The organism is Parendozoicomonas verongulae (assembly GCF_009711465.1).
Taxonomy (GTDB): Bacteria; Pseudomonadota; Gammaproteobacteria; order Pseudomonadales; family Endozoicomonadaceae; genus Sansalvadorimonas; species Sansalvadorimonas verongulae.
In genome coordinates this window covers 69,464-92,673 of sequence record NZ_SMME01000871.1, presented here as the reverse complement: position 1 = coordinate 92,673, position 23,210 = coordinate 69,464, and the positions used below count along the sequence as shown (strand labels likewise).

The following is a 23,210-nucleotide window of genomic DNA, read 5'->3' as shown; positions in this document are numbered from 1 at the left end:
GACGCCGCCAGACTATGCGAAATCAATGGTCCGGGTACTTAGACAACCACCATACAATGCACGGCTTAAACACCGTGCATATCATCCAGAAAAGCTTTACCGCCATTGGTGAGCACCAAGTGCTCCTGAGCATTCCAGTACGCCAATGCGCGAGTAATCAGGGTGTTTTCAACTTCCGTCAACAAACGCTTCTTTAACCCCACAGCCGCAAGAATCTGCTGATTCTCTTCCTCGTTACCAATCTCCTCAATCTGACCACGGCTCAGCCCGCCCCGGACATCCGTAAGAATGCCGGTGTACAGATTTCGAGAACTCACCCCTCGGGATAATATCACCAGCAGGGTCTGCACCCGCATGGCCACATCGGAAAGCACATCATCCTTGCCCACTTCGTTGAGGAAGAAACTGTCCCCCAGCTGTTTCAGCTCATAACCGATATAGGCGTACAGGTGATCGTAATGTTCACGATTCTCCTCACTGGCCAGCTCATCAAACAGCGGGTTGGGAACAAGCAGGTCGCCGTCCAGCATATCCTTGTTGATGATATGGCCGTTAATCAGCTCACGGTAAATCTTTCGGCTCAATCCCTGGTTCATAGGGCCTCCTTCTCAAGCTGTTTGCCCTTGGCACTGCTTTTGGGGTTGTAGCGTCTCACCCGGTAAGAGAGCTGCTGCCCACGGTAAATCATTTGCTGGAACTTCGGTGGCGACACCAGCTCTATCTCGCCATGGGCGGTGAGAAAACCCAGAGCATCCACCAGATAGGGCAGACGATGATTGGGCAATTTTTCACACAGGTGACGATGCAATTCCTGATAAATATCAGAACGTTGCTGACCATAATCAAAGTGCTTCATCGCCTTCATAATCCTCTCAATCACCGTGCGTTTCAGCAGCTCTTCTTTGGAGCGGGGCTGAGCAGGGACGGAACTCTCCGCTGACATTTTCGGCGTACGCTCTAAACGCACCCGCAGCACTTCATCCAGCGCATCCATACCGGAGTTGGCTGGCCAGTTGATATTCATCGTCTGGGTACGGCTGAGATTGCGCAGGTTGCCAAACACACGGGCAGGTTTGAACACAGGGTGATCGGGTTTGAGCAGAAAGTCCCGCTGCTGCCCCTGCTGTTTGTCACGGGCCGCCATCAGCAGTTCGTTGTACAGCTCTTCCGTTTTGTTGTAACGGTGACGCTCCTGCTGGGCGTAGCGTACATACACTTCCAGACTCTTGGCGATGGCGGAGACATCCTCCCCCAGTCGCAGGATATGAATCTGGATACGCTGCAGGCGAGTGACATGCTCACCCTGCTTATGCTGGTAAAAACGCTCAACAATCTTCTGCACCAGCGCCATGGGGGAGTGACTGGAGCCGTGGAGCTCCGTGGATGGCCGCTGAATATCCAGATGTTCATCCAGAAACTGCAACATCGGCGTCACGTTACGCTCATGGATACGCAGGATTTCATTCAGAGCAAAACCCACTTGCTCACTGCGTTCCATACGGGTGTAATCCTGCCGGTCCACCAGCTCTGCCAGATGGGACGCCTGGCCTTTCAAGGCACGGACATTGGATTTCAACCGGGAGCTGACTTCGTTGAGGGTGCCGTAAACAGAGTGCACCATCTCCTCAAAGTCAGGATTATCTTCCAGCCAGACAATTTGCTGATCGCTCACCTGACGCTCACACTCCTCCAGCTGTTTAAGCAGCTGGTTCAGCTCCGCCGACGACAGCTCCCGCAGGCGTTTACTGTCCAGATGGCAGAGCATATCCAGAATAAACTGCTGCAGACGAAAACGGCCACTGCGGCGATCCAGGTAGTTCAGCAGCCCGTTCTGCTCCAGATTCTCCAGCCCGAGAGTATCCAGAAAACGACGACGATCAGCCGTTTTCATGGTGGACGCGGTATGGGCCAGAAGCTTCTGGTAATCACTGATAGTGAATTCCAGTGACGGGTTGTTCAGGTCTTGCTGCACAAAATCCATCAACTGAAAGAACAGGCCCTTATGCTCGAGAATGGCAATCAGGGTCAGGTCGCTGTTAACTCTCATCGGCAGAGGCCTCTACCGGTTCTTGCTCGTGCTCTTGACCCTCATCCAGCTCTGTGAGGGATTCACTGAGACCGGTATAAATCGCCAGACACTTGCCTATGGGGTTGCCTTCAGTCATCTGGTGCAGGAACAGATCGTGCCACAGGCCGATATGCTGGGCGATATTCCCCTGATTGGTGGGGTTCGCCACCAGCAGAGTGAAGTTATGCTCTTCAACAATGCGTCGCAGCTCGGCGAGGTTGCTGTCGTCCAGACTGCCCACCTCATCGAAAATCACCGGCAGGGCAAACACCACATCGTCTGGCACCAGCTTGTACATCAGAATGGAGAGCAGCACCGCGTTCACCATGGAGCTGGTGCCGTTGGACTGGGGCGTCACTTCATCCTGTCCATTGATCTGGTAGATAAACTTCACGCCTCGGACGATCTTTTCCAAATCCAGACGCCCGGCATTGTGCCCCGTCATCAGGTACTTTTCACAGAATTCCCGGAGGCGGTTGTAGAAAGACTCTTTCATCAACCGGTCAGACTCTGTGCCGTGCTCCTGCAGCTCCCGACGCAGGGTGTTGAAACTGTCCAGCGTACTGATGTCCACTCTCACACCGGAGAGGTTGGAGATACGAATCTGGGACAGCTCTTCGTTAATGCGATCCTGAAAGTTGCGAATGGCCAGATCCATTTTATCCAGCAGACTGATCTGACGGCCGGTATCGTGGTTGTGGTTCTGCACCTGAATCCGGTGCTCCTGCTCTTTAGATTCGATATTGTCGAATTCCGATTTGAGCTTCTGGTAAGCATCAAAAAAATCATGGCCGGAGATATCTGCACGGAAAGCCAGCTCCGGATCAAGGGAGGCAATGCCGCTGCCCACAAGAATCCGGAAAACCTCAATACAATTCTGTCGCACCTCTGACACATCATTGTGGAACAGCGCGTTCAGCTCATTAGCCTGGCGGGCAATATCGTTGGGGCTGATGGCCTCAACCTCATCGGCAGGAGCGATATGTTTAAGGCCTGCCACAGCACAGAGATTGGCTAGGCTGTCTCCGGCGCTTTTCAGGCTGCTTTTTTGCGCTTCAAGAGCCTTTTGCCGTTCACGGCACCGTTCCCGCTCTTCATCCAGCTCCTGACGTTGGCTGTTACGCAGTTTGCCCCGCTCACTGCCCTCTTCCACCTGCAGGGTCAGCGCCTCCAGCTCGGCCTGTTTCTGCTCAAGGCTGGTGCGGTTGAAGTCCAGACTGGTGAGCACCGCCATTTCCCGACGAATCTCCCCTATCTCCTTCTGCTTCTCGCGGGCTGACTCCTGACGCTGCTCCTCACTGCCGGTCATGGCACGGCGCAGCTCATCAATTTTGCGCTCACAGTTTTTCAGCTGATCCTCAAGATCATGCAAACGCTGGGTGCGGCTCTGCTTCAGGGCAAGGGCATCGAAAGGAATGGTCTGGCTGTCAGGCAGAGTCTCGCCGCAGAACTGCAGGTTGCCCTTTTCACTTGGGGAGAACAACTGGGCAAACAGAGCAATAGCTGCTGCCTGCTGTTCATCCGGTTCCAGCACCATTTCCCCAAAGCCGCGGTGCAGGCTGTTCAACATAAAAGCGCTGTGGGCATCGAGGTAGGACAGCGTACTGTCTTGCTGTTGGACCAGCACCTGTTCCGCCTGAGCAACCTGCTCCTGCAGAGTCGGTTTCAGTTGCAGTTCCCGTTCAAGGGCATGACGGGTTTTCTCCAGGTTGGCAATATCCTGCAGCTCTTTCTCCACGGATTTCAGGCAATCATCAAGATAGCGATGAATATCCATGGGGTTTTCACTACCCGCAGCGGGAGCTTCCCGACCAATCACCTCATTGGCCAGTGTGACGGCTTCCTGCAGTTTGGTAACGTCTTTGGTCAGGGTGTTGATCTGCCCTTTACCCTGATCCACCTGAGTGCGCAGTGTTTTGAGCTGAGCGTAAATCTCTTTAAAGCGTTCGTTGGCCGTTTCAAAATCACTGTGAACATCCGCCAGCTGGGGATCAATATGTTCCCGGTGCTCATTCAGCGCTGCCAGCAATGCCTGATAACGGCGTCGCAGTTCACCGCTCTGCTCCTGATAAACGAGGTAGTTTTTCCGCAGCCCTTCCCACTTATCGCCGTGTTCACGGATGGTGCGAATATCCTGATGGTTGCGGCTCAGCCGTTCCCGGTCATCCTGAATACGGCGAAAATCAATACTGATCACATCCTTCTGGGTCGAAAGGTCTGCATCAATAATATTGGCGATAGCCTGGGGCAGATTCTTGTGGTCCGCGCCTTTGATATCAAAGGACAACTGCAGCAGCGCCTTAATGGAGCGCATCATATGCTGGCTGGGGACCTGCACCAGTGGCATCAGGCAGAAGCGGGTGTCGTCGTTGCTGGGGTCTACCCGTGTGTAGAGGGCTTCACGAATTGCTGCCACATCGTTGAGGGGGCGGCCACCGAGCTTTTTCAAGCGGCTGATAACCGTCGCCAGCTCCAGATCTTCAGGATGGGCACCAACGCCGCGATTGCCTTCCCCCTGCTCCCAGAACAGGTGCTTGATATCCTCGTAGGCGCGGGGCACGGCCAGTCGGCCATAGCCCAGTTCCTGATTGCTCTGGTGCAGGACAATACAGAAATCCCCTCGGGGGTTGTTCGCTTCCAGCACAACAAACGAACGGGGGCTTGGGAAGTAGTAACGGTAGCTTTCCAGCCCTGTGTACTCCCGGTCTTTGGAGGCGAAACCGAACTTGTTTTCACAGTTGCGGAAGTTCACCTCCGGCAGAAGAAACAGCTTCAACGTATGAAGGCCGGAGGTTTTGCCCTGATTGTTACTGCCCAGCAGCGCTGCAGTTTTGTCCAGGGGCAGTTCCACATAGGCGGAGCTGCCGGAGTTCACCATTACCAGCCGCCGAACCTGATAACGGTCACCTTCAAACAGGGAATCTTCCAATAATCTCATGTTGCTATCCGTCTAACCGTTCAGATATGTTTCCTGTTCCAGCTTTTTGTGGCTGGTGTACATAACCCGGAGCAATTCACTCAGCTCCGGGTGGGCGCTTTGCGCCTGAAAAATTTTGGTTCTCTCGCTGGCTGTCAGTTTCCATCGGGAGGCTTGCAGCCGGGCCTGCACATTGTCCGGTACAAGAAAACGCAGAGTGTGACTCTGAAGCTCTGGCATCGCCTTGATATTTTCATAAATACCCAGCCCGCCAACATCCAGATCAAACAGGCAGTTCACCGATAAAAACTGCCGATAATACAAACCATTACACGCCTTTGATGCAGCATTGCCTGAACCATAGACCAGCAGAATCTTATCTGCATTCACCGTCAGGCCGCACTGCTGAATAGTTAGTTCTAAGGTTTCCCTGGGGCGCAGAAAATTCTCCAGATTCTCCACCAGCAGCAGGTGTATGTCCTGCTCCGGTTCAGGGGACCATACTGCTCCATCCCAGGACACAGCCGTTCTCGGCTCTGCCCAGTCAGGGCGATAGATATTCAGCAGGCTGCCACTCACAGGTTTACCATGAGAATTGCCAGCCATTGATGCACTGGGGCGATCAACAACCAACACTGGTTCAGGAAAACGCTCCCGCAACACATCAAACGCGTCCTGATCCAGAATATCCACGACTGTAGTCGCTTCATAGTCAGAACGGGGAGAAAATATGCGGGACAGCTGCCCCGGCTTGAGGCCATGGGTTTTGTTGGTCAGCAGTCGACAGCATTTCACCCAATGCACAGGGCGACCTTCATGGATGGCCAGCAGGTATTCAAAAGCGGATTTCATAATGCCAGTGTGCAAGGTTGGCTGGCGCAACTCAAGCGCCAGCCAGGAACGAAGAGTTAGTGACGGTGAGTCAGTTTCCAGCAGCGGTGAATCTTCTGGTTCCGCTTAAAGTCCTGATCAATGGTCTGGCCAGAGATTTCCTCAATAGCAAACGTCTCAGACAGTGCATCATCCAGCTTAAACTTACGGAAATTGTTGGAGAAATACAGCACGCCATCCCGCGCCAGACAACCCATGGCTCGCTCCAGCATATCTTTGTGTTCCAACTGGATATCGAATACATCCCGCATCTTCTTGGAGTTGGAGAAGGTGGGGGGATCGATAAAGATCAGGTCATAGGTTTCGTTGCAGCCCTTCAGCCACTTGATGCAGTCGGCGTTTTCCAGCTTGTGGCGATCACTGAAACCGTTCAGGGACAGGTTCTGACGAGCCCATTCCAGATAGGTTTTGGACAAGTCCACACTGGTGGTTTGAGATGCACCGCCCGCCGCTGCGTGCACAGTCGCTGCGCCGGTGTAGCAGAACAGGTTCAGGAATCGCTTGCCCTTCGCTTCTTTCTGAATGCGCAAACGCATGGGGCGGTGGTCCAGGAACAGGCCGGTATCCAGATAATCTTTCAGATTAACGAGGAAGCGGCAGCCACCCTCAGTCACCTCAAAGCGCTCCTGCTGATCCCCCATACGGCGGTACTGGTTCTTGCCAGACTGACGACGGCGCTGTTTCAGGGCAATCTGCTCAGGCTTCACCGGCAGCACTGTTGGAATCGCCTGCAGAATGTCGTGCAGACGCTCTTCGGCCTTCTGCTCATCTACGCTGGCAGGTGCCTTATATTCCTGCACCAGCACTTTGTCTCTGTAGAGGTCGATAGCTACGGCGTATTCCGGCATATCCGCATCGTAAACACGGTAGCACTCGATATCCTGCTTGCGGGCCCATTTCTGCAGAGGCTTCAGATTCTTGCGCAGGCGGTTGGCAAACATCTCTGCGCCCTTGCCCAGAGTAATGTCCGTGTTAACGGTTACCTCTTCTGCTTTCTTATCACCGCCCTGCTCAGCTTCCTGCACCTTTTTGTGATGGCCGAAATGCCATTCTGGCTTGATATCGAAAGTCAACAGTTTGGCTTCCAGAGCGCCATTAAAGAAGCTGTAGTTCTTGCGGGCACGCAGCCCCATGCGACGAGCCAGGCTCGGATTGCTGGTGATAATGGCACCCTGCCAGCCATCAAAACAGGTGCGAAAGGTTTCTCCTAAACGCTGGTACAGCCACACGAGGCTGGACTCTTCCCCCAGACGCTCACCATAAGGCGGGTTGCTGATCACAAGACCCTGATAGCCCTTGATTGGCTCCACAGTGGCCAGCTCACGGGTTTCGATATGAATACGCTTATCCAGGCCGGCACGGCGCAGGTTATCGTGTGCCTGACGCACAACCCGGATATCCCCTTCATAACCGATAAAGCGGTTCTTCATGGCCGCCAGTCCAGCAGTACGACGTTCCCGCGCTTCTTCCAGCAGTTCACGCCAGAGTTTGGGAATATGGCCAGACCAGTTATGGAAGCCGTAATTCAAGCGCAGCAGGCCCGGGGCGATATCCGCCGCCATCAGTGCGCCTTCCAGCAGCAGGGTGCCGGAGCCGCAGAGAGGGTCCACCAGCGCGGCGCCTTCTCTGGCCAGATTCGGCCAGCCCGCACGCACCAGCAGTGCTGCGGCCAGGTTCTCTTTCAGGGGAGCTTTACCGGTATCCAGACGGTAGCCACGGCGGTGCAGACTCTCGCCGGAGAGATCCAGAGAAATGTCTGCACGGTTGCGATTCATGCGCACATGAACACGAATATCCGGTGTGTTCTTGTTCACCGATGGACGGAAACCAGCCTTGTCTCGAAGACGATCACAGATAGCATCTTTCACAACAAGTGCACCGAAGTGACTGTTATTTATAGCTTTACTGGTGCCATTGAAAGTGATGGCGAGGGTTGCGTTGGGCTCGAAGTGGTCTTCCCAGGGAATGGCTTTTACACCGTCGTAAAGGAAATCCCGGTTTTCCGCATCAGTCTGACGCAGGTGAAGCAGAATACGGTTAGCCAGTCGTGACCACAGACACGCGCGATACGCGGCCTGCAGGCCACCCTTGAAGTGGCAGCCCGCCACTGTCTGGCGAATCTCTTCGCCGCCCAGGGCAGCCAGTTCTTCGGCCAGCAGACCTTCCACCCCTTTGGGGCAGGAGGCAAAGAATTCGTAGTTTTCGGACATCAGAACCTTCAAAGCAAGATGGTCACCGCATATCTCAGCAGTCATCAAAAGCAGATAGAAAAATGGAAGGGATTGTACAGCCTGCTGTGGGGATTACGAGTCGTAAGGGTCGCACTCTGCAGGGAATTTATGTAGTAGCTGAAAGTGCATGGCTAGCCACAAAAATCAGACAAACGGTCAAATTCTTTTATATTCAGTCAGTTATTTGTAATCTTTTTTTGATATATGGCTTTTTAAACTAAGTAGTTCTACTGCTATACCCATTGATTTCTCGACAGGGCCACATTATTCCGATAGAACTTACCCCGTAGTGATGTGAAAAACACATCCCCTCCCAACTATTGGAAAGGCTCTCCAGAGGAGGACTGGATTGATGTTCCTTTCCGAGCACATGAATTTCGAACAGCTGGCGAGCTCTTCGGAATGTTGTTCCCGAATAAGGAGGCTACTTCGCAATGAAGAGACAAAAAAGAGACAAGACAGAACGCGCTTTTGCCAAGGGCTATCAGATGGGAGCTCAGGGGCGTCCAAATGAAAACTGTCCCCACTCCGATGGAAATGACCAACGCCAGGCCTGGCTGAATGGCTGGAGAGAAGGTTGGTCAGATCATGTGGAAGGCTACACCGGCGTGTCCGGCCTGCATAAGGTAAACCAGCATCAGCTTTAGGTACCCATTCACGGTATTGAACTGTTTTCTCACTTTTCTCTTCTTGTAGATGACTCTCTCTTGAAGAAAAATACCTCAGCCACCCGCTGAGCACAGTCATTAAAGGGCCCGAATCCTCTTATGGAGTCGGGCCTTCGTTTATTACAGACTTTTAGTCCTGTCGACCAGCCAGAACCGCAGATACCGCTTCAGACGCTTCGGCAACCAGCTCTGGACCGCGGTAGATAAAACCAGTGTAAACCTGTACCAGGCTGGCTCCTGCCTTCACCTTCTCCACTGCGTCTGCCGCACTCATAATGCCACCCACGCCGATCACTGGAATCTTGCCATCGACAGCTTCTGCCAGCACACGGATTTTGTCGGTCGCCAAACCGGTCAGCGGCTTACCACTCAAACCACCCTGCTCGCTGGCATACTCATGATCTGCCACGGCATCACGTTCCAGAGTGGTGTTAGTGGCAATTACGCCATCCATGCCAAAGGCAACCAGCTGGCCGGCAATCTCCCGCAACTCATCATCGCTCATATCCGGAGCCAGTTTGATGGCAATAGGTACGTAACGGTCGTGCTGCTCTGCCAGACGGACCTGCTCATCTTTCAAGGCTTTCAGCAGGGAGGCCAGATGCTCACCAAATTGCAGTTCACGCAGTCCGGGGGTATTGGGGGAAGAAAGGTTAACGGCCACGTAGCCAGCCCAGGGATACACCTTCTGCAAACAGGCGATGTAATCGTCATTGGCTTTCTCCACCGGGGTGACCTTGTTCTTGCCAATATTTACGCCGATCACAGCCTTAGTGGTGGCTTTGCGCAGGTTAGCCACCATGTTGTCCACGCCTTTGTTGTTAAAACCCATGCGGTTAATGAGAGCTTCGTTTTCTATCAGTCGGAACATGCGAGGCTTGGGGTTGCCGGGCTGGCTCAGCGGGGTCACTGTGCCCACTTCCACAAATCCGAAACCGAGACTGCCAAAAGCGTCGATGCACTGGCCGTCTTTATCCAGACCAGCCGCCAGACCAACAGGATTAGGGAATTCAAGGCCCATGACCTTAACAGGTGCGTCAGGAACAGGACGAACAATACGCTTGATCAGCCCGAGACGCTGGCCGGCGCCCAATAAATCCATAGTCATGTCGTGAGCTGTTTCAGGGGTAAGGCGAAACAGCAGCGAGCGAGCCAGCTTATACATTGTGATTCCTTGTCGTTGCAGGTGGGAGGGCTGTTCCGGTGAAAAGCCCACGGAATTATAAGGACACAGATAGGTCTAATCCACCGTTATCAGTACGGCTTTCCCACAGGAACCAGCACAAACGGGCTACAAAATTATCAATATTGTTATCAACCTTTAGTCTCACGCCCACAGCTTCTCGAAACTAACGCAGTCAATTGCGGTCATAAATTGTAACCAGATTTTTTTAGGCATTTCTCAGAGGCTGCACCCTGTGTATGGAGGCATGATATGACTTGTCAAACATCGTTAACTCATTACAGCCCGTCTAATCACTTGCCCACGGATGACGAGCTGTTTTCCAGCGCAGGTAGCAGTTTTATTGCAGCGGTGAACCCACGCCTCAGCCTCAACTGCCATGGCCAACCAACCCTTTTGCCTGACCCGAGCATTCTAGCCAGGAAGCTGGCGCAATATTCGATCATGAGCAGGGAAAGCTACAAAACCCCTTCTCTCGCCTCCTCTCATTATGAAAGTGACAGTGATGAGAGTGACATCGATAGCGATGATGAATTTCAGTCTCTAACGCCAGACACTGTGAAGACGTCTGTACCATCACCTGAGCCTGATGACAGCTTCAAATCCCTACCCGCAGAGTCACTGGCCCCAAAACAACACTTACCTCTGGAAAGTTGGGTAAAGGTAGCGCCAGACGCCGACAGACTCACCAATGATTTCCCTTCGGAAGAGGCCTCATTTATTAGCGCGTCTTCTGAACTGGAGGAACAAGACCTGCCCAGCGATGAAGACATCACGACTGAGCAAGCAATCCAAACCCAGAAGTCCATCCGTCAGGAACTGGCGGGCACCACGCCAGCGATTTACATTTCGGAGCTGCCCGGTAAGAACATTCTGACCGCCCAGTTCCGTAAAGACCCTGAAGGCACTATCGAATTACTGGGGCATCGTCTCGATGCGCTGGCTGGTGATGTCACAACTTTCATGTGTAAAGGGGATGCTCCCACACGGCTTGAGCAGCTGGACAACGACTGGAATGCTCTGGCGGATGAGCCGACAGAAGACAAGCTTCTCACGGTGATTGACGGCATACGTGCCTACGAAATCGCACACACCAAAGACTCCTGGCTGGAAAAGCTGAACATTTGCTTTATAGGTCTGGCCTCCATGGTGAGCTCGCCCGTTATGGCTCTGCTTCAAAAAAATCTCCCGGTAGAGTGCCTGAAAAATAATGATGCCAGTGAGTTCAATCTGATGGATCCGACGGCCATTACTCATCAAAATCGTGGCCGTATTTCCAGTGATCCTGCGGTTCTGTCCCGTATTGTCAGTGAGTTTACCAACCACGAAACAACTCAACGTTACGATGAGCGCACCCAGGCTCTTCTGGACACTCTGATTCCAGAGAACTATCCAAAATCCCGGGAAGCCAGACACCCACGATTCCTGATTGAAAAACTGGCACGCACCCGCCCTGACGTGGTGTCACAGTTATTCCAGCAATTCCTGCGTAACCAACAGCTGATAACACCTGCCAGCGACCATAGTGCTCATCAGAGACTGGATACCGAGCTGGCCCAGGTAGAGGCCGCTGGCGAAGATATCGAAAAACTGCTGGATATCATCGAAGAATGTCCCGAACTGGGCCAGACGATCAGCGCCCGCGTACAGCATCACTACCTCAACAGTCTGGCCGGACACCTTATATCTACCATCAGTGCACAGGTGGAAGCCTGCGCATCACAATCTCATGACATGATTGAGGGTTTGCAAACTGATCTGGAAAATGCCATCACAATTGCAGAGCAACTGGGTCAGAAAGACCTGGCCACACAGCTGAGGCCCCTGCGAACCGGCATACTACAGATTCAAGCTATTCCAACCCACAGAATTGTGACCAGCGGTTACCACAACGGTGAACACGTATGGTACCTCGATGCCACACCGGACCTGGCACAAACAGCAAAAGCCCTGCAAGAGCAATCCACCACGGATATAGATAAGGCGATTATCGAGCTGGAGAACTACCGCAAGATTCAACCCGGTGCAGATATTGGCCAGCTGACAAGCCACATGAAACGTCGGGATGAACTGCTCAAGACCCAGATTGAGGTTTTGAAGAGCGAAGCCCGGCAAGCCATCACAGATAAAGAGTCTGATCGTTTTGAGCAGCTGTGTGCCCGTATCCGCTATCTGGAAAATGAGCGCCCCGATCCTCAGTATCTGGATGATTCCATGGATTGCTGGAGCAAGGCAGCCAAGATGGGCACCACCATGTTGCGAGGTGTGGACATTCCCACCGAACACACCCTGCAGGATCTCGAGCTGGAACGTGCGCTTAAGAAGGGCCACGATTACGATTTCAACGATGAATGCTACAAGCTGCTCAGTGCTCTACCAGATCTGGGCCTTGCCGCCCTGACCAAAGCCGGTGAAGAGGGCGCAAAAGGTGTTCAGGGTATCCGTGATCTCTATAACGGTAAGATTGGTGCCACAGACGCAGCCGTTGCCGTTGTCAAGGCCACTGCTTATCTCGGCGCGGACGGACTGGTGAATCTGGCAAAAACATTCCAGACCGAACTGACCGCTGCTGCTGCTATCGGTGCCAAAAACCCCAAATTGCTCCGTGCCCTGGCCGGTAATATCGCTCAGGCCAAAGCCGTAGCCATTAACACTCTGGCTGGCAACTCCCCTGTTGTGGCCATGTTTGATGAACTGCATAACCGACTCTGGGCAGAAGCCGCGACCACTTATTTCCTGGAAAATGTGAATCCTCAGGCAGTGACTCTTGACGGCCTGACGCCAGAAGAGCTGGCAGCTGTGAAAAAGATTGTCACCATCAGTAAACTCATGGAATCCGCCCCCTACGTACCTACGCTGCTGGATGCCGCCTTCAGGGCTTATAACAACGGCACCAACGTTGTGGCACAGGTCTGGAACTTTGCCTCCACGGGAGCCAGACTGCTGTGCACTCGCATGATCAAAAATGTGAACACCCTCGACACCGCTACCGTACGCGACTGTAACTTCATGATGGATCTGTTCAGTGAAGGCCTGACAGTGGCCAACAGCCGTCAGCGCATGATGGCGAGAATGGGCAGTGTGGCAGCGGACATCGCCTGCAGGTATACCCCCACCGCCATTGTCGCACGGGCCACAGTTCTGGAGCCTTTCAAGACTCTTTTTAACGGTTTCCGGGATGCCCTGGGCAAGTTCTGGCGCCGTGAGAAGAACAGCCTTACCCCTCTGCTGCTGCAAGCCGGGCAAGTGGCCAGTGTATTCGGCCCCAGCGTTGGAGCCAGCCTGATTCTGGTTGCCACTGTCGCCAGTGGTGGTATCGCCGGCATTGTGGCGGCAGTCGGCATGCTGGGAGCCTCCTGCTACTGGGCCTGGCACCGTGCCGATGCCTTGAACCACTATCAGGGGTTAATGAGCCTTGGTTGCCGGGTTGCCAGCCTTGTTGAAGGTACGGTCACCAAAGGTCTGGCAGACCTGAATATTCAGGTGAAGACCCTAATGGACGAGTCCGGCTACGAAAAAAGTATCGATAAGATGGCCAAATCTCACGGCCTGCGTAACCTGTACCAGCAAAACTGGAACCACTGGCTCACAGAACAGCGTGAAGCGTTCGAAAAGGCCAAAGCCATCATCGAAGAAAGGATGGAAGCTAACCTTCAACAGCTTCCACAGGAACTGGCTGAACTGAAGCGTGAAGGCTGGGATCTGGACATGACCGATGAAGAATGGCTGGTTCAGGAAGCACAAAGTATCAAAGACGATACCGAGCATAAAATAGCCAAGGCCAAAGAACAGCACCTCTGGATGGAAGGAGCCCGGGACAAGAGACTGACCGAGCTCAAACAGAGTCTGGCAGCGAGCGATACCCATAACGAAGAGGTAGAGATTCTTTGCCAGCAGGCCTGCATGGTTAAACAGTTAGAAGACGATAGCAGCAGAGACTACAGCACGCTTTCCATTGACGATATCCGGAAAATGCTGCCCAAAAATGAAACGCTGGTGATCCCAGGTAACCCGCAACGCCGCATCTACTGGTTGATGGCACTGGTTGAACGTTACCGGGAAAACCTGCATCACAAACTGGGCTCCGAGAACATCCCGGCCTCCCGCGAGGATATGATTGAGGCACTGGAAACATTCCGTGTGGATGCAATGATGGGCTCTATGCTGAAGCAGTATCACAAACCATCCCGGGATGCCTGGGTAGACACCTGCGCAAATTCACGTACCAGTCTGACACGGTGGTCTGAACAGCGTATGGTGGATGTCATGAAAAAGACCATGACCATGGTGATGAGTGATGTATACACCCGCTTTGGCAAGAACTGGTGCAGCGAGGGCGATAAGCTGACCGAGCGCGAATTTGAGAAGGCCCGCAGGGACAACCACCATATCGATGCTGCAATCCAGAGTGATATGGAGCTTGTCGTCAGTGAGATCTGGCATAAGGTTTTCGAACAGAACCGTAAGGACACCCGCAGAAAACTCAAGGACAGGAAGATCGACTTTGCCGATACTGACCTGCCCGAAGAGGTGAGATGGATGGGCAAGGCCAGCTGAAGAAAAGAACGGGGAGCCCGGAAGCTCCCCGTTTTTGCTCAACGGGAAGGCTAACTTTGCTGCAGGTCCAACAGGGCCTGCCTGATACTTTTGTCCCCCAGCCAATAGTTAATCATGTTCTCAACCCCGCGGCTGGTCATAGTCGCTCCCGCCAGGGCATCAACAGTGAAATCATCCTGACGCTGGCCACGCTTATCCGTCACCCGGAACTGAGGCTGGTCATTAATCCATACCCGTTTACCGGGGAACTGAGCCAACCATGCATCATCCGTCATAATATGGCCGCCCTTGGCCGGGGTTTCCCCCTGTTGATAGAACCGAATAGCCTCTATCTTCAAGGTGTGGATATTGAGTGCCAGGTAGCCTTTCAGCAAAGAAATGTACCCCTGCCCGGCGATGGGAACCACAACACTCCTTGGCTCACCCTGTTCGTTCTTCACAACAAACAGTTCAACCTGTTTGGGACGTTGATTCAGGCGTACCAGGTTTTTGGCCGGATTAAGGCTGTCTGCAGGGACCGTGTTTTCAGCTGTCTGCTTTTCAAAGCGAGCAATAGCTTCAGGGTCCGTAGAAACTTCACCGGTGGACAATGTCACCAATTTAGGATCGATATACGTTTTCAGCAGCTCAGATGCACTTTTATGAATACGACCAAGGTTCGCTACGTCGAGCAGGACACGGCGGCTGTCCTTATAAACAACTTCTTCCTTGGGAATGGTTGGGGAAGCCGCCTGTTGATTTTTGGAGCCCGTCTTGTCAGAACAGCCACTCAGTGCGGCAACAATAAGGGTCATAGCCAACGGCAGGCCCCAGCGGTGATATTTAACAGTCATAATTCAGTGATTAACAGTAACCAGCTCATCCAGATTTAAGGAAGGACGATAGCCAAAGTGGCGTTTTCTCAACACGCCATCGGCATCAATAACAAAGGTCGAGGGTGTCACCTGCACCTGATAACGCTCCTGGGAAATACCCAGCTGATCCAGTTGCAACGGCAGATCGATCTGCAGCTTTTTCTGGAACGCTTGCATGTCATCGGGCTCTGGAGGAATGCCAACAAAGACAAACTGAATCTTGCCAGGGTTCTCATCCTGATATTTCTGCAGAGCCTGCAGCATCATAAGACAAGGGCCGCATTTTGAGTTCCAGAATTCCACCACCACAGGCTTGCCACGAAGATCAGCCAGTTTGACCTGCTGACCGCTGGCATCAAGGACTGCCAGCTCCGGTGCCTGCTCTCCCAGAGTTGCTACAGGGTCCTGACATCCTGCCAGAAACAGGAATGCTACCAGAATACATAGTTTTTTCACTGTTAGCACGCTAGTTCTGAACCTCTTCAATCACCTTTCCATGCTGAAGACGAATCACACGGTCGGTATAACGCCCTAAATCAGGGTTATGGGTCACCATGATAATGGTGTGTTTGTTAGCATGAAGCTTCTGAAAAATATCCAGAACAATTTTTTCATTGGCTTCATCCAGGTTCCCTGTGGGTTCGTCGGCAAACAGAATGGGACAGTCGTTCACCAATGCACGGGCAATACACACCCGCTGTTGTTCACCTCCGGAGAGCTGGCTGGGCAGGTGATCCATACGGTGACCAAGACCCACATCCTCCAGCACTTTTTTCGCAGCGTCTTCTTCTGTCACACTGTGGTAATGCTGGGCCAGCATCACATTTTGCAAGGCTGTGAGATAAGGAATCAGGTGGAACTGCTGGAACAGCAGGCCGATTTTCTCAGCCCGGAAGTTCCGGCGGCCATCTTCGTCCAGCAGAGAGGCCTCCTGGCCGTCGAGGAACACTTGCCCTTCGGTGTGGGTGTCCAGACAGGTAAGAATATTCATCAATGTCGTTTTGCCAGAGCCGGACGCCCCCATAATCGCAACGAATTCTCCCTTGCGCACTGCGATATTGACATTATCCAGCGCACAGACCTGCCCGAATCGTTTCACCAGCCCTCGTGTTTCAATAGCAAATTCAGACACGTTATTCTCCCTTTAAAACTTTTGCCGGATCCACTTTCATAGCGCGCACCGCGGGAATATAAGCCGCCAGCAGAGCAGCACTGACAGACAACAGCACAGTGAGAACAAACACCGGCAGACGTATATTAATTGAGGCGCTGAAGACTGTGTGTCCAAGGATCTGTGCCAGCACATAGCCAAGAGCGAGACCAAGAACAATAGAGATTCCGGCCATTAACAGGGTTTCCTGCATAATCTGGCTCATAATTTGTTTACGGGGTGCCCCCAGAGCAATTTGCAGGGCAAACTCCCTGCGCCGTTCAGACATCATGGCCGTGAGTGTGGTATTCACACACAGAATGGACAACACCAGAATGACCAGAGCGACAACGCCCATCAACAACTTGATTTTATCCAGAACCTTGCCCTCAGAGGCCGATACTTTCAGGATCGGTCGACTGACCAGGTTCGGAAACTGTTTTTTCAGCTGCTGAGCAATGGTACTGACTTGTCCCATGTTGTTATCAATACTGAACAACGCGTAGTGAGCCTGATCTGACTGGTGCAACCATTTCTGCAGGAATGACAGGTTTACGATCAGATAGTTATCTTCATCGCCACCGGAATTCACAATGCCTTTGATTGTAAATGTGTGTCGTTTATTACCTTGAAGCAGATTGATCTTTGCCCCTACCTTCAGCTCTAGCCGTTGGGCCAACTTACTGCCAATCATGACATTGCGCTCATCAAAGGAGACGCCAACACGCTCCCCTAGAACCTGCCAGAACGGGGCAAGTTTTTTCATCTGGCCAAAGTCCACGCCCATGGCAACAACCTGTTCCAGGTCGGTTTGCACCAGACCGTAAAGGTAAGGGCTGGAGGCCACACGATCAGCCTCAGGCAATAAGGCGACAATATGCTGATAGTCCGTAGTCGATAACGTGCCCTGATCTTCCTTGGGTCCTACGAAAAAGTTGGCGCCATAGCTTCTCAGCTCATGGCTCATCTTTTCGTTGATATCAAAGTAAACCCCGGCCATCGCCGTGATAATGGCAGCTCCCATGGTTAAAGCAGCCAGTACAATCACCACCCTTCGCATACGCAGCTTGAGGGAGCGAATAACCAGTAGCCGCCCCATTGACTGTTTACTTGCGGCCATACAACACCTCAATCGGATACAGTGCCGCAATACGTTGTGCGGGGAAGTAAGTGCCACAAAGAGTGATCACAACGGAAATCATCAAAACAATCGGAACAATAATCCAGTGGAAGTCCAGAGCCGAGCCAAACAGCCCATAACCCATAGCGCGGGACAGACCATAGCCACTGATACAGCCCAGAAGACCGCCCAGCAAACCACACATGGCGGCCTCAACATAAAAGAGCATGTACACCTGCCAGTTGTAGGCCCCCAGTGATTTCATCAGGCCAATCTCTTTGGCTCGCTGCAAAATGGCATTGGTCATTAAAGAGGCAATACCCATAGCTGCCACAATAAAGGCTGCCAGTGTCACCATAATCAGCAGACTCTGGATTTTCTCAATCACAGCACCTTCGGAAGCAGCCACTTGCCACAGCGGGCTAACTGACGCACGACTCAGAGCCTGCTCCAGCTGGAACGAAATAGACGACACAAATGCTGTACAGAACCAGAGGTCATACTCATCAGAATCCAGAGACTCCAGATTTTCCTGGGCTTTTCTGGACAGTTCGTTTTCCGGCACAGTGAGGGCAGACACTTTGATGGTCTGCACCCGTCCTTCCAGCCCGGTCAGCTTTTGGGCAACAGCCAGAGGCACAACAACAGCACTTTCTTCCTGTTCACCGTTACTGAGAATACCGGTAATGGTCATAGAAACAGGCGACACCGAATCTTTATCAAGGGACGTCAGCGTCAGAACATCACCAATTTCCCAGCCCTTACGCTCTGCCAGTGCCTGACCAATCAGCGCCTGGTGTTCTTCATCATTGGGCCAGCGTCCCTGAACCTTCCAGTAACTGGCAATCACCTTGTTACCTGTGTGATAACCCGGTTCATCGGGCACCTTCAGTGACTTATCAAAGAAAGTACCCACCAGCGGTATGCTTCCTACACCGTCATTCACCTTAACCTTGGTGCGCACAAAGGGCGCAAAGCCCATGATATTATTGCGCCAGAAGATGGTTTTGATGTTGGCAAGCTCAGACTCCAGAAGAAGAGTATCTTTCCCCAGAGAACCGGTATCGCCCCCCAGCGCATAAGGCAGGGGCACATCCCCTTCCGGAGTGATTTCGATATTGGCACCGTAGCTTTTCATTTCCACGGAAATCTTATCGCCAATGGAAATGGACACTGCCAGCAAAGCGGAGATCAAACTGGCTGCGAGAAAAATCGTTCCCGTAGCCAGAGCTTTCCGCCCTTTGTCATGTCGCCAGGATTGGTACAACTGAGTAAAAAACATAATCACTGCTCCCCGGATTCAGTGGGATCGTCAACATAATCCCAAGGGTTATCGCGGAAAGCGTTGTAGGAGGACTGCTCAGTAAAGAAGTAGGTTTTGCCACCAAATTCGTAGCTGTAATCGGCATCCACATTGGTGAGGGTCTGACCGTTCACAGGGTCGACCACCTGAATTTTTTCAACCTGACTGAAATACTGTAGTCCGCTTTCCATAGCCTGATGGGTGATCACAATATCGCCATCCTTCACCTTCCAACCCTTAATAGGAATCGGGTTACAGCCACCAAGGTGCCCAATGGAAGGAATAAAGATATGAACGCCGCAGGCCAGACAAATCACCTGATTGCCTTCCTGGATATAACCGGTATCGCCGCAGAGCATGCAGGCATCAAACACCACCCCAAACTTCTGCTGGCCGGGGTAACGGTCAATGATAAAGAAGCGCACCACCTTGCCGTCGCTGGCAACCCACTTGAACCGGTGGAGTTTGCCATCACTCAGTTGTTCGGTAATCGGCAGATGGAGCGCGCCATCTTCTGCCATCTGCACTGGTGTTGCAGGGGAAAGTTTGGGAGGTTGTGAAGCTACGGCATCCCAATAAAGGAGAGAAACAAACACCAGCACCAGAACGCTGAAAAAACTATAGGTTAAACGCATCTGCTGGTTCAGACGAGCCTGCAGTTTGCGCTTTTGAATGGGGTTATCCTGTACCTTAACCAGCTGTTTAAGCGGCTTTATCCAGTGCAGAAAGTAAGCACACAGTGGCAACAGGCTGAGCAGCAGCACACCGTAGGTATACAGGGAATAGAAGTTCGTGACCTTTGCCACATAACTGAGCAGAGTGGAATCAATGGGCAGCACCTGAAGCTTCATGCCTGCAAGGAGGATATCGCCAGACAGAGGCAGCAATGCCAGCACAACCAGAAGCACCAGAACAATCACATGCAGCGAGCGAGCGGGAGGCTTGGCCTCACCTCTTTTCGGCAGCGGAGACATCGACAGGGCAGAAAACAAACGCCCAACAAAATAGTGGGACAGAATAATCAGAATAAAACCACCGGCCAAAGCACTGACATTCAAAATCAGGCCGGTGTTGATCACCGCAGTCGGGCTCAACATACTCAGTTTTGCGGATCGTGCCCAAAGAAAACCGCCACAGCACAGCAGTAAAAACTGCCAGAACAGTAGAACACGCCCGCGCTCACAGCTGCGCAGCCCACTCACCAGCAGCGCTACGAGAGAAAGTGTATAAACACCATCGGCAACCAGTACAGAAGACTGTCCGTAAGGGAGCCAGCCAAAAAGCCCTGCCCCACCGGCAATCGCCAGCACCGAATACCAGAATCGCTGCAGGTAGCGAGGTTGACGGTGACTCGCCCAGAGCTGCGCCAGAAGAACGGACGGCAGCACAAAATAAGCAAGAACCTGCGAAAGATAAAAACTCATTCAAACAACTCTTGGCTTTCCTCTACAAGAGGCTATCTATCGACATGGGAAACAGGGCAAGGCGGGATGCCCTGTTACGCATCCCGCCCGGCTCGGAACGGAGGGATCAGTTCAGGCCAACGTACTGGAACTTGTAAGTGGCATCGAAGGGCTTAAACCAGCGACCAACACCCGTTGCCTTATCGGTATGACGGAGCAGACCGGCCTTGGAAGGAGGGTCAATATGGAAGGTCAGTTCATAGTTGCCCACACCCAGCATCTTCACATTGGAACCATAGTGAGGGCCGTCAGAGGCGATCATAGGCATGAAGGTGCCTTCCTGGGATTTCCCTGTATCCAGGTTTTTCAGCTTGTAGGCGATGGTCAGGTAAGGAATCCACTCACCGGCGGCAAAGCCATTCTTATTGCCCTTGAGAGCATGAATATCGGCTTCCAGATGCACATCCGCCTTGGATGCCGCCATCATCATGCCCTGAGGCTCCATGGTCACGGGTTCCAGATAAACGGCGGCAATTTCCATACCGTTCATTTCCAGTGTGTCACCCGCTGGGTGCTCACCCGCAAACGCAGTGCCTGCCATCAGCAGAGAAGAGGCAACAGCAGCAGACATCAGAGTTTTTTTCAACATAGCTAACACCTATACATTAACAACGAATTAAGCCAGAGACTTTCGATTGGAGGACTGGTAGCGCATTACAACAAGAGCAATAATCGCAGCCACCAGCAGTACGCTCTGGGGCAGCAGGGTTTCCACATAGGGGTAAATGCCCAGCAGACTGATTTGAGGGAAGCCTTGTACCAATGTAGGTTGAACAATGCCGGCTTCCACAAGCTCCTTTACACCGCCGCCAGCAAAGGCAAACGCCATGAGATACATAAAGCTTCCGGTAAACAGGAAGAAAGGTTTAAACGGCAGGCGCACGACACTGAAGCGCATAATAAAATACACCAACGCCAGTACCACAATGCCACAACCCAGGCCGGCCAGGATATGCATCACAGATTCCATGGAGCCGTTAATGCCCAGCGCGAAATAAAACAGTACGGTTTCCGCACCTTCACGGTAAACAGCCAGGAAGCAGGCAAACCAGAGGGCTGCTACAGAGCCCGATGACAGAGAGTCAGACAGCTTGCTTTCAAGGTGCTTTTTCCAGTTCTGGGCTTCTGCTTTGGACAGCAGCCAGTAACTCATGGAGAACATCACAACGGTTGCAATCAGCATGGTGACACCTTCCAGAAACTCACGACCAACACCGGCATTGGTCAGCAGCCACTGGAAGATACCCGCCGTCACAAGGCTGCCCAGAAGACCAACACCTACGGCATTTTTCACCACGTTGAGTTTGTCCTGATGACCGTTCTTCACCAGATAGGCGACAATGGCTGCCACAATCAGCAGTGCTTCAAGACCTTCCCGTAGAATGATTGTCAGACTGGCAAGGAACAGCGCCCAGCCACCTTCGGCCTGTTTACCCAGCAGTTCGGCACCCTTTTGCAGATCTTGTTCCAGCGCCGCTCGCTCTTTGATCATCACAGCGGGGTCTTCACCTGAACGCATCTGGCTCACCAGACGGGTGAAATGACCTTCAATAGTGGTTTTCAGATCAGCATTATGGGCACCCACTGCGTTTTCCATGCCAGAAGCCTCGAAGTAATCGAAGTAGCTGTCCTGAACCATGGCGATGGCATTATCCGTATCACCGCTCTTGTAGGTGTCGATAGCCCGGGTAATCGCCTTGTAGATATCGGATGACACTTGTTGCCAGTCTTGTTGCTCCTGCTGGTCAGCCACCTGTTCACCGGCACTTGCGCCCGTATCAAGAGCAGGCAGATTCTGAATATCGTCTTTCAGGTTTTCAGTCAGGGTTGCCACCTCATAGCCAAAGGCCACCAGATTGCGGGGGGAGAATGGCTGGGAGGCCAGCTTGCCCATTTCCTTAAACTGATCGTTGTAGGTAGCGGCTTGCTGCAGGGAGCGGTGGGTACGAATGGCCGCTTCCAGATCGGAGTTTTTGTAGGATTCAAACTGCGCCTGTTGAATCTGCTGGCGGGCACGCTGGCGCAGTTTCTCCTGCTCTTCAGGAGTGCCGTTCTGGGACTTTCGGTAACTGGCCAGACCGCTGTTCACCAGTGCCTCAATACGCACAGTCTGTTTGGCCCAATAAGGAAGAATGGAGCTTTGGTCGGTGGACTGGGTTTCTGCCACCAGCTGATGCCCGGCTTCCAGTACAGCAGGCAAAGCTTCCAGCTGACCAATTAACCAGTTAACAGATTCCTCGATTTCAGTGACCGGTGCCTGAGCCGCTATCTGTTTGCGCAGCTCACCAAAGCGCGCCTCAATAGCGTAACTGGCCTGACGGGGATAGTTCACCCGTACACCACCTTCAAGCCCCTCGTACAGATCAAAGTACGCCCCTTGCACGACAGACTTCGCCTTGGCCGCATCGCCACTTCGGTATATTTCAAGACTGTGATTCAGGCGTTTATTGATTTCATCAACAGACGCTTGATAGTCGACTGCTGCCGCATAGAGCGAACAGGACAGCACAAGCAGATATGTGCTGAATAAAAACTTGAATAACCGAGACATGGGGGCTTCTTACAGAGATGAATAACAACGTGCCAGACGAATCAACATAATGCTTATACGCATGGTAACAATAATAATTCGTATTTAGTGTTAAGTCTTATACCTAGCACCGAGGAAAAAGATACAGGCAAATGCTTACGCATTAAGCGGTTAGAAAGGATAAAATCTGGAAAGCCTCTACAGGAAAAGAGCGTTACGAAAAAGAAGGCAAGCCACCACACGGAAAGCACGCATACCTTTGTAGAAAACACAGA

Annotated in this window: 16 protein-coding genes; 2 read left to right on the top strand and 14 right to left on the bottom strand. The window is 52.5% G+C overall.

The features are described from left to right. Positions 1-65 precede the first annotated feature (65 nt). The 5 genes from E1189_RS20855 to rlmKL are packed head-to-tail and all read right to left on the bottom strand — an operon-like array spanning position 66 to position 8,131. Positions 66-596 (bottom strand): condensin complex protein MksE, encoded by a 531-nt coding sequence (locus tag E1189_RS20855; protein ID WP_155163098.1) that lies wholly within the window; start codon positions 594-596, stop codon positions 66-68. Continuing rightward, on the bottom strand, positions 593-2,047 hold the full coding sequence (locus E1189_RS20850) for a hypothetical protein (protein ID WP_155163097.1): 1,455 nt from the start codon (positions 2,045-2,047) through the stop codon (positions 593-595). The genes E1189_RS20855 and E1189_RS20850 overlap by 4 nt, the downstream gene beginning before the upstream one ends. After that, positions 2,037-5,006, bottom strand: coding sequence for a hypothetical protein (locus E1189_RS20845; protein ID WP_155163096.1), 2,970 nt, complete (start codon positions 5,004-5,006; stop codon positions 2,037-2,039). Before E1189_RS20845 ends, E1189_RS20850 begins: the two co-directional genes overlap by 11 nt. A gap of 12 nt (positions 5,007-5,018) precedes the next feature. Beyond that, a complete protein-coding gene (locus tag E1189_RS20840) occupies positions 5,019-5,837 on the bottom strand; it encodes a toprim domain-containing protein (RefSeq protein WP_155163095.1) in 819 nt (272 codons plus the stop codon). Positions 5,838-5,893: 56 nt separating this feature from the next. After that, positions 5,894-8,131, bottom strand: a complete 2,238-nt coding sequence (gene rlmKL / locus E1189_RS20835; RefSeq protein WP_230460569.1) for a bifunctional 23S rRNA (guanine(2069)-N(7))-methyltransferase RlmK/23S rRNA (guanine(2445)-N(2))-methyltransferase RlmL — start codon at positions 8,129-8,131, stop codon at positions 5,894-5,896. A gap of 410 nt (positions 8,132-8,541) precedes the next feature. Between rlmKL and rmf the strand changes: the two genes are divergently transcribed. After that, a complete protein-coding gene (gene rmf, locus E1189_RS20830) occupies positions 8,542-8,754 on the top strand; it encodes a ribosome modulation factor (protein ID WP_155163093.1) in 213 nt (70 codons plus the stop codon). Positions 8,755-8,905: 151 nt separating this feature from the next. On the opposite strand, the gene E1189_RS20825 is transcribed toward rmf, so the two are convergent. Next, positions 8,906-9,940, bottom strand: a complete 1,035-nt coding sequence (locus E1189_RS20825; RefSeq protein WP_155163092.1) for a quinone-dependent dihydroorotate dehydrogenase — start codon at positions 9,938-9,940, stop codon at positions 8,906-8,908. Between the two features lie 270 nt (positions 9,941-10,210). On the opposite strand from E1189_RS20825, the gene E1189_RS20820 reads away from it, so the two are divergent. Next, positions 10,211-14,515 carry a hypothetical protein gene (locus E1189_RS20820; RefSeq protein ID WP_155163091.1) on the top strand — a complete coding sequence of 1,435 codons (4,305 nt, stop codon included), beginning with the start codon at positions 10,211-10,213 and terminating at the stop codon, positions 14,513-14,515. 50 nt (positions 14,516-14,565) lie between these two features. On the opposite strand, the gene E1189_RS20815 is transcribed toward E1189_RS20820, so the two are convergent. From E1189_RS20815 to E1189_RS20780, 8 genes are all read right to left on the bottom strand, one after another. Continuing rightward, positions 14,566-15,348, bottom strand: coding sequence for an FMN-binding protein (locus E1189_RS20815; RefSeq protein ID WP_155163090.1), 783 nt, complete (start codon positions 15,346-15,348; stop codon positions 14,566-14,568). Positions 15,349-15,351: 3 nt separating this feature from the next. After that, positions 15,352-15,834, bottom strand: coding sequence for a TlpA family protein disulfide reductase (locus E1189_RS20810; protein WP_196221545.1), 483 nt, complete (start codon positions 15,832-15,834; stop codon positions 15,352-15,354). Position 15,835: 1 nt separating this feature from the next. After that, positions 15,836-16,501: an ABC transporter ATP-binding protein gene (locus tag E1189_RS20805; RefSeq protein WP_329602150.1), complete on the bottom strand. Its 666-nt coding sequence runs from the start codon at positions 16,499-16,501 to the stop codon at positions 15,836-15,838. Between the two features lies 1 nt (position 16,502). Further along, complete coding sequence (locus tag E1189_RS20800) at positions 16,503-17,639, bottom strand: ABC transporter permease (RefSeq protein ID WP_155163088.1); 1,137 nt, start codon at positions 17,637-17,639, stop codon at positions 16,503-16,505. Continuing rightward, positions 17,626-18,921, bottom strand: coding sequence for an ABC transporter permease (locus tag E1189_RS20795; RefSeq protein ID WP_155163087.1), 1,296 nt, complete (start codon positions 18,919-18,921; stop codon positions 17,626-17,628). Before E1189_RS20795 ends, E1189_RS20800 begins: the two co-directional genes overlap by 14 nt. 2 nt (positions 18,922-18,923) lie before the next feature. Then, entirely contained in the window at positions 18,924-20,366 is a 1,443-nt protein-coding gene (locus tag E1189_RS20790; protein ID WP_155163086.1) for a Fe-S-containing protein, read from the bottom strand. Between the two features lie 106 nt (positions 20,367-20,472). Further along, the gene (locus tag E1189_RS20785; RefSeq protein WP_155163085.1) at positions 20,473-20,994 is read right to left on the bottom strand and encodes an iron transporter; all 522 of its coding nucleotides are present in this window, start codon (positions 20,992-20,994) and stop codon (positions 20,473-20,475) included. Between the two features lie 27 nt (positions 20,995-21,021). After that, positions 21,022-22,956: an FTR1 family iron permease gene (locus E1189_RS20780; RefSeq protein ID WP_155163084.1), complete on the bottom strand. Its 1,935-nt coding sequence runs from the start codon at positions 22,954-22,956 to the stop codon at positions 21,022-21,024. Positions 22,957-23,210: the final 254 nt, after the last annotated feature.

Bases quoted from the DNA above. Each gene is read 5' to 3' on its own strand.
- E1189_RS20855 (WP_155163098.1), bottom strand. From the start codon at position 596: ATGAACCAGGGATTGAGCCGAAAGATTTACCGTGAGCTGATTAACGGC.
- E1189_RS20850 (WP_155163097.1), bottom strand. From the start codon at position 2,047: ATGAGAGTTAACAGCGACCTGACCCTGATTGCCATTCTCGAGCATAAG.
- E1189_RS20845 (WP_155163096.1), bottom strand. From the start codon at position 5,006: ATGAGATTATTGGAAGATTCCCTGTTTGAAGGTGACCGTTATCAGGTT.
- E1189_RS20840 (WP_155163095.1), bottom strand. From the start codon at position 5,837: ATGAAATCCGCTTTTGAATACCTGCTGGCCATCCATGAAGGTCGCCCT.
- rlmKL (WP_230460569.1), bottom strand. From the start codon at position 8,131: ATGACTGCTGAGATATGCGGTGACCATCTTGCTTTGAAGGTTCTGATG.
- rmf (WP_155163093.1), top strand. From the start codon at position 8,542: ATGAAGAGACAAAAAAGAGACAAGACAGAACGCGCTTTTGCCAAGGGC.
- E1189_RS20825 (WP_155163092.1), bottom strand. From the start codon at position 9,940: ATGTATAAGCTGGCTCGCTCGCTGCTGTTTCGCCTTACCCCTGAAACA.
- E1189_RS20820 (WP_155163091.1), top strand. From the start codon at position 10,211: ATGACTTGTCAAACATCGTTAACTCATTACAGCCCGTCTAATCACTTG.
- E1189_RS20815 (WP_155163090.1), bottom strand. From the start codon at position 15,348: ATGACTGTTAAATATCACCGCTGGGGCCTGCCGTTGGCTATGACCCTT.
- E1189_RS20800 (WP_155163088.1), bottom strand. From the start codon at position 17,639: ATGGCCGCAAGTAAACAGTCAATGGGGCGGCTACTGGTTATTCGCTCC.
- E1189_RS20795 (WP_155163087.1), bottom strand. From the start codon at position 18,921: ATGTTTTTTACTCAGTTGTACCAATCCTGGCGACATGACAAAGGGCGG.
- E1189_RS20790 (WP_155163086.1), bottom strand. From the start codon at position 20,366: ATGAGTTTTTATCTTTCGCAGGTTCTTGCTTATTTTGTGCTGCCGTCC.
- E1189_RS20785 (WP_155163085.1), bottom strand. From the start codon at position 20,994: ATGTTGAAAAAAACTCTGATGTCTGCTGCTGTTGCCTCTTCTCTGCTG.
- E1189_RS20780 (WP_155163084.1), bottom strand. From the start codon at position 22,956: ATGTCTCGGTTATTCAAGTTTTTATTCAGCACATATCTGCTTGTGCTG.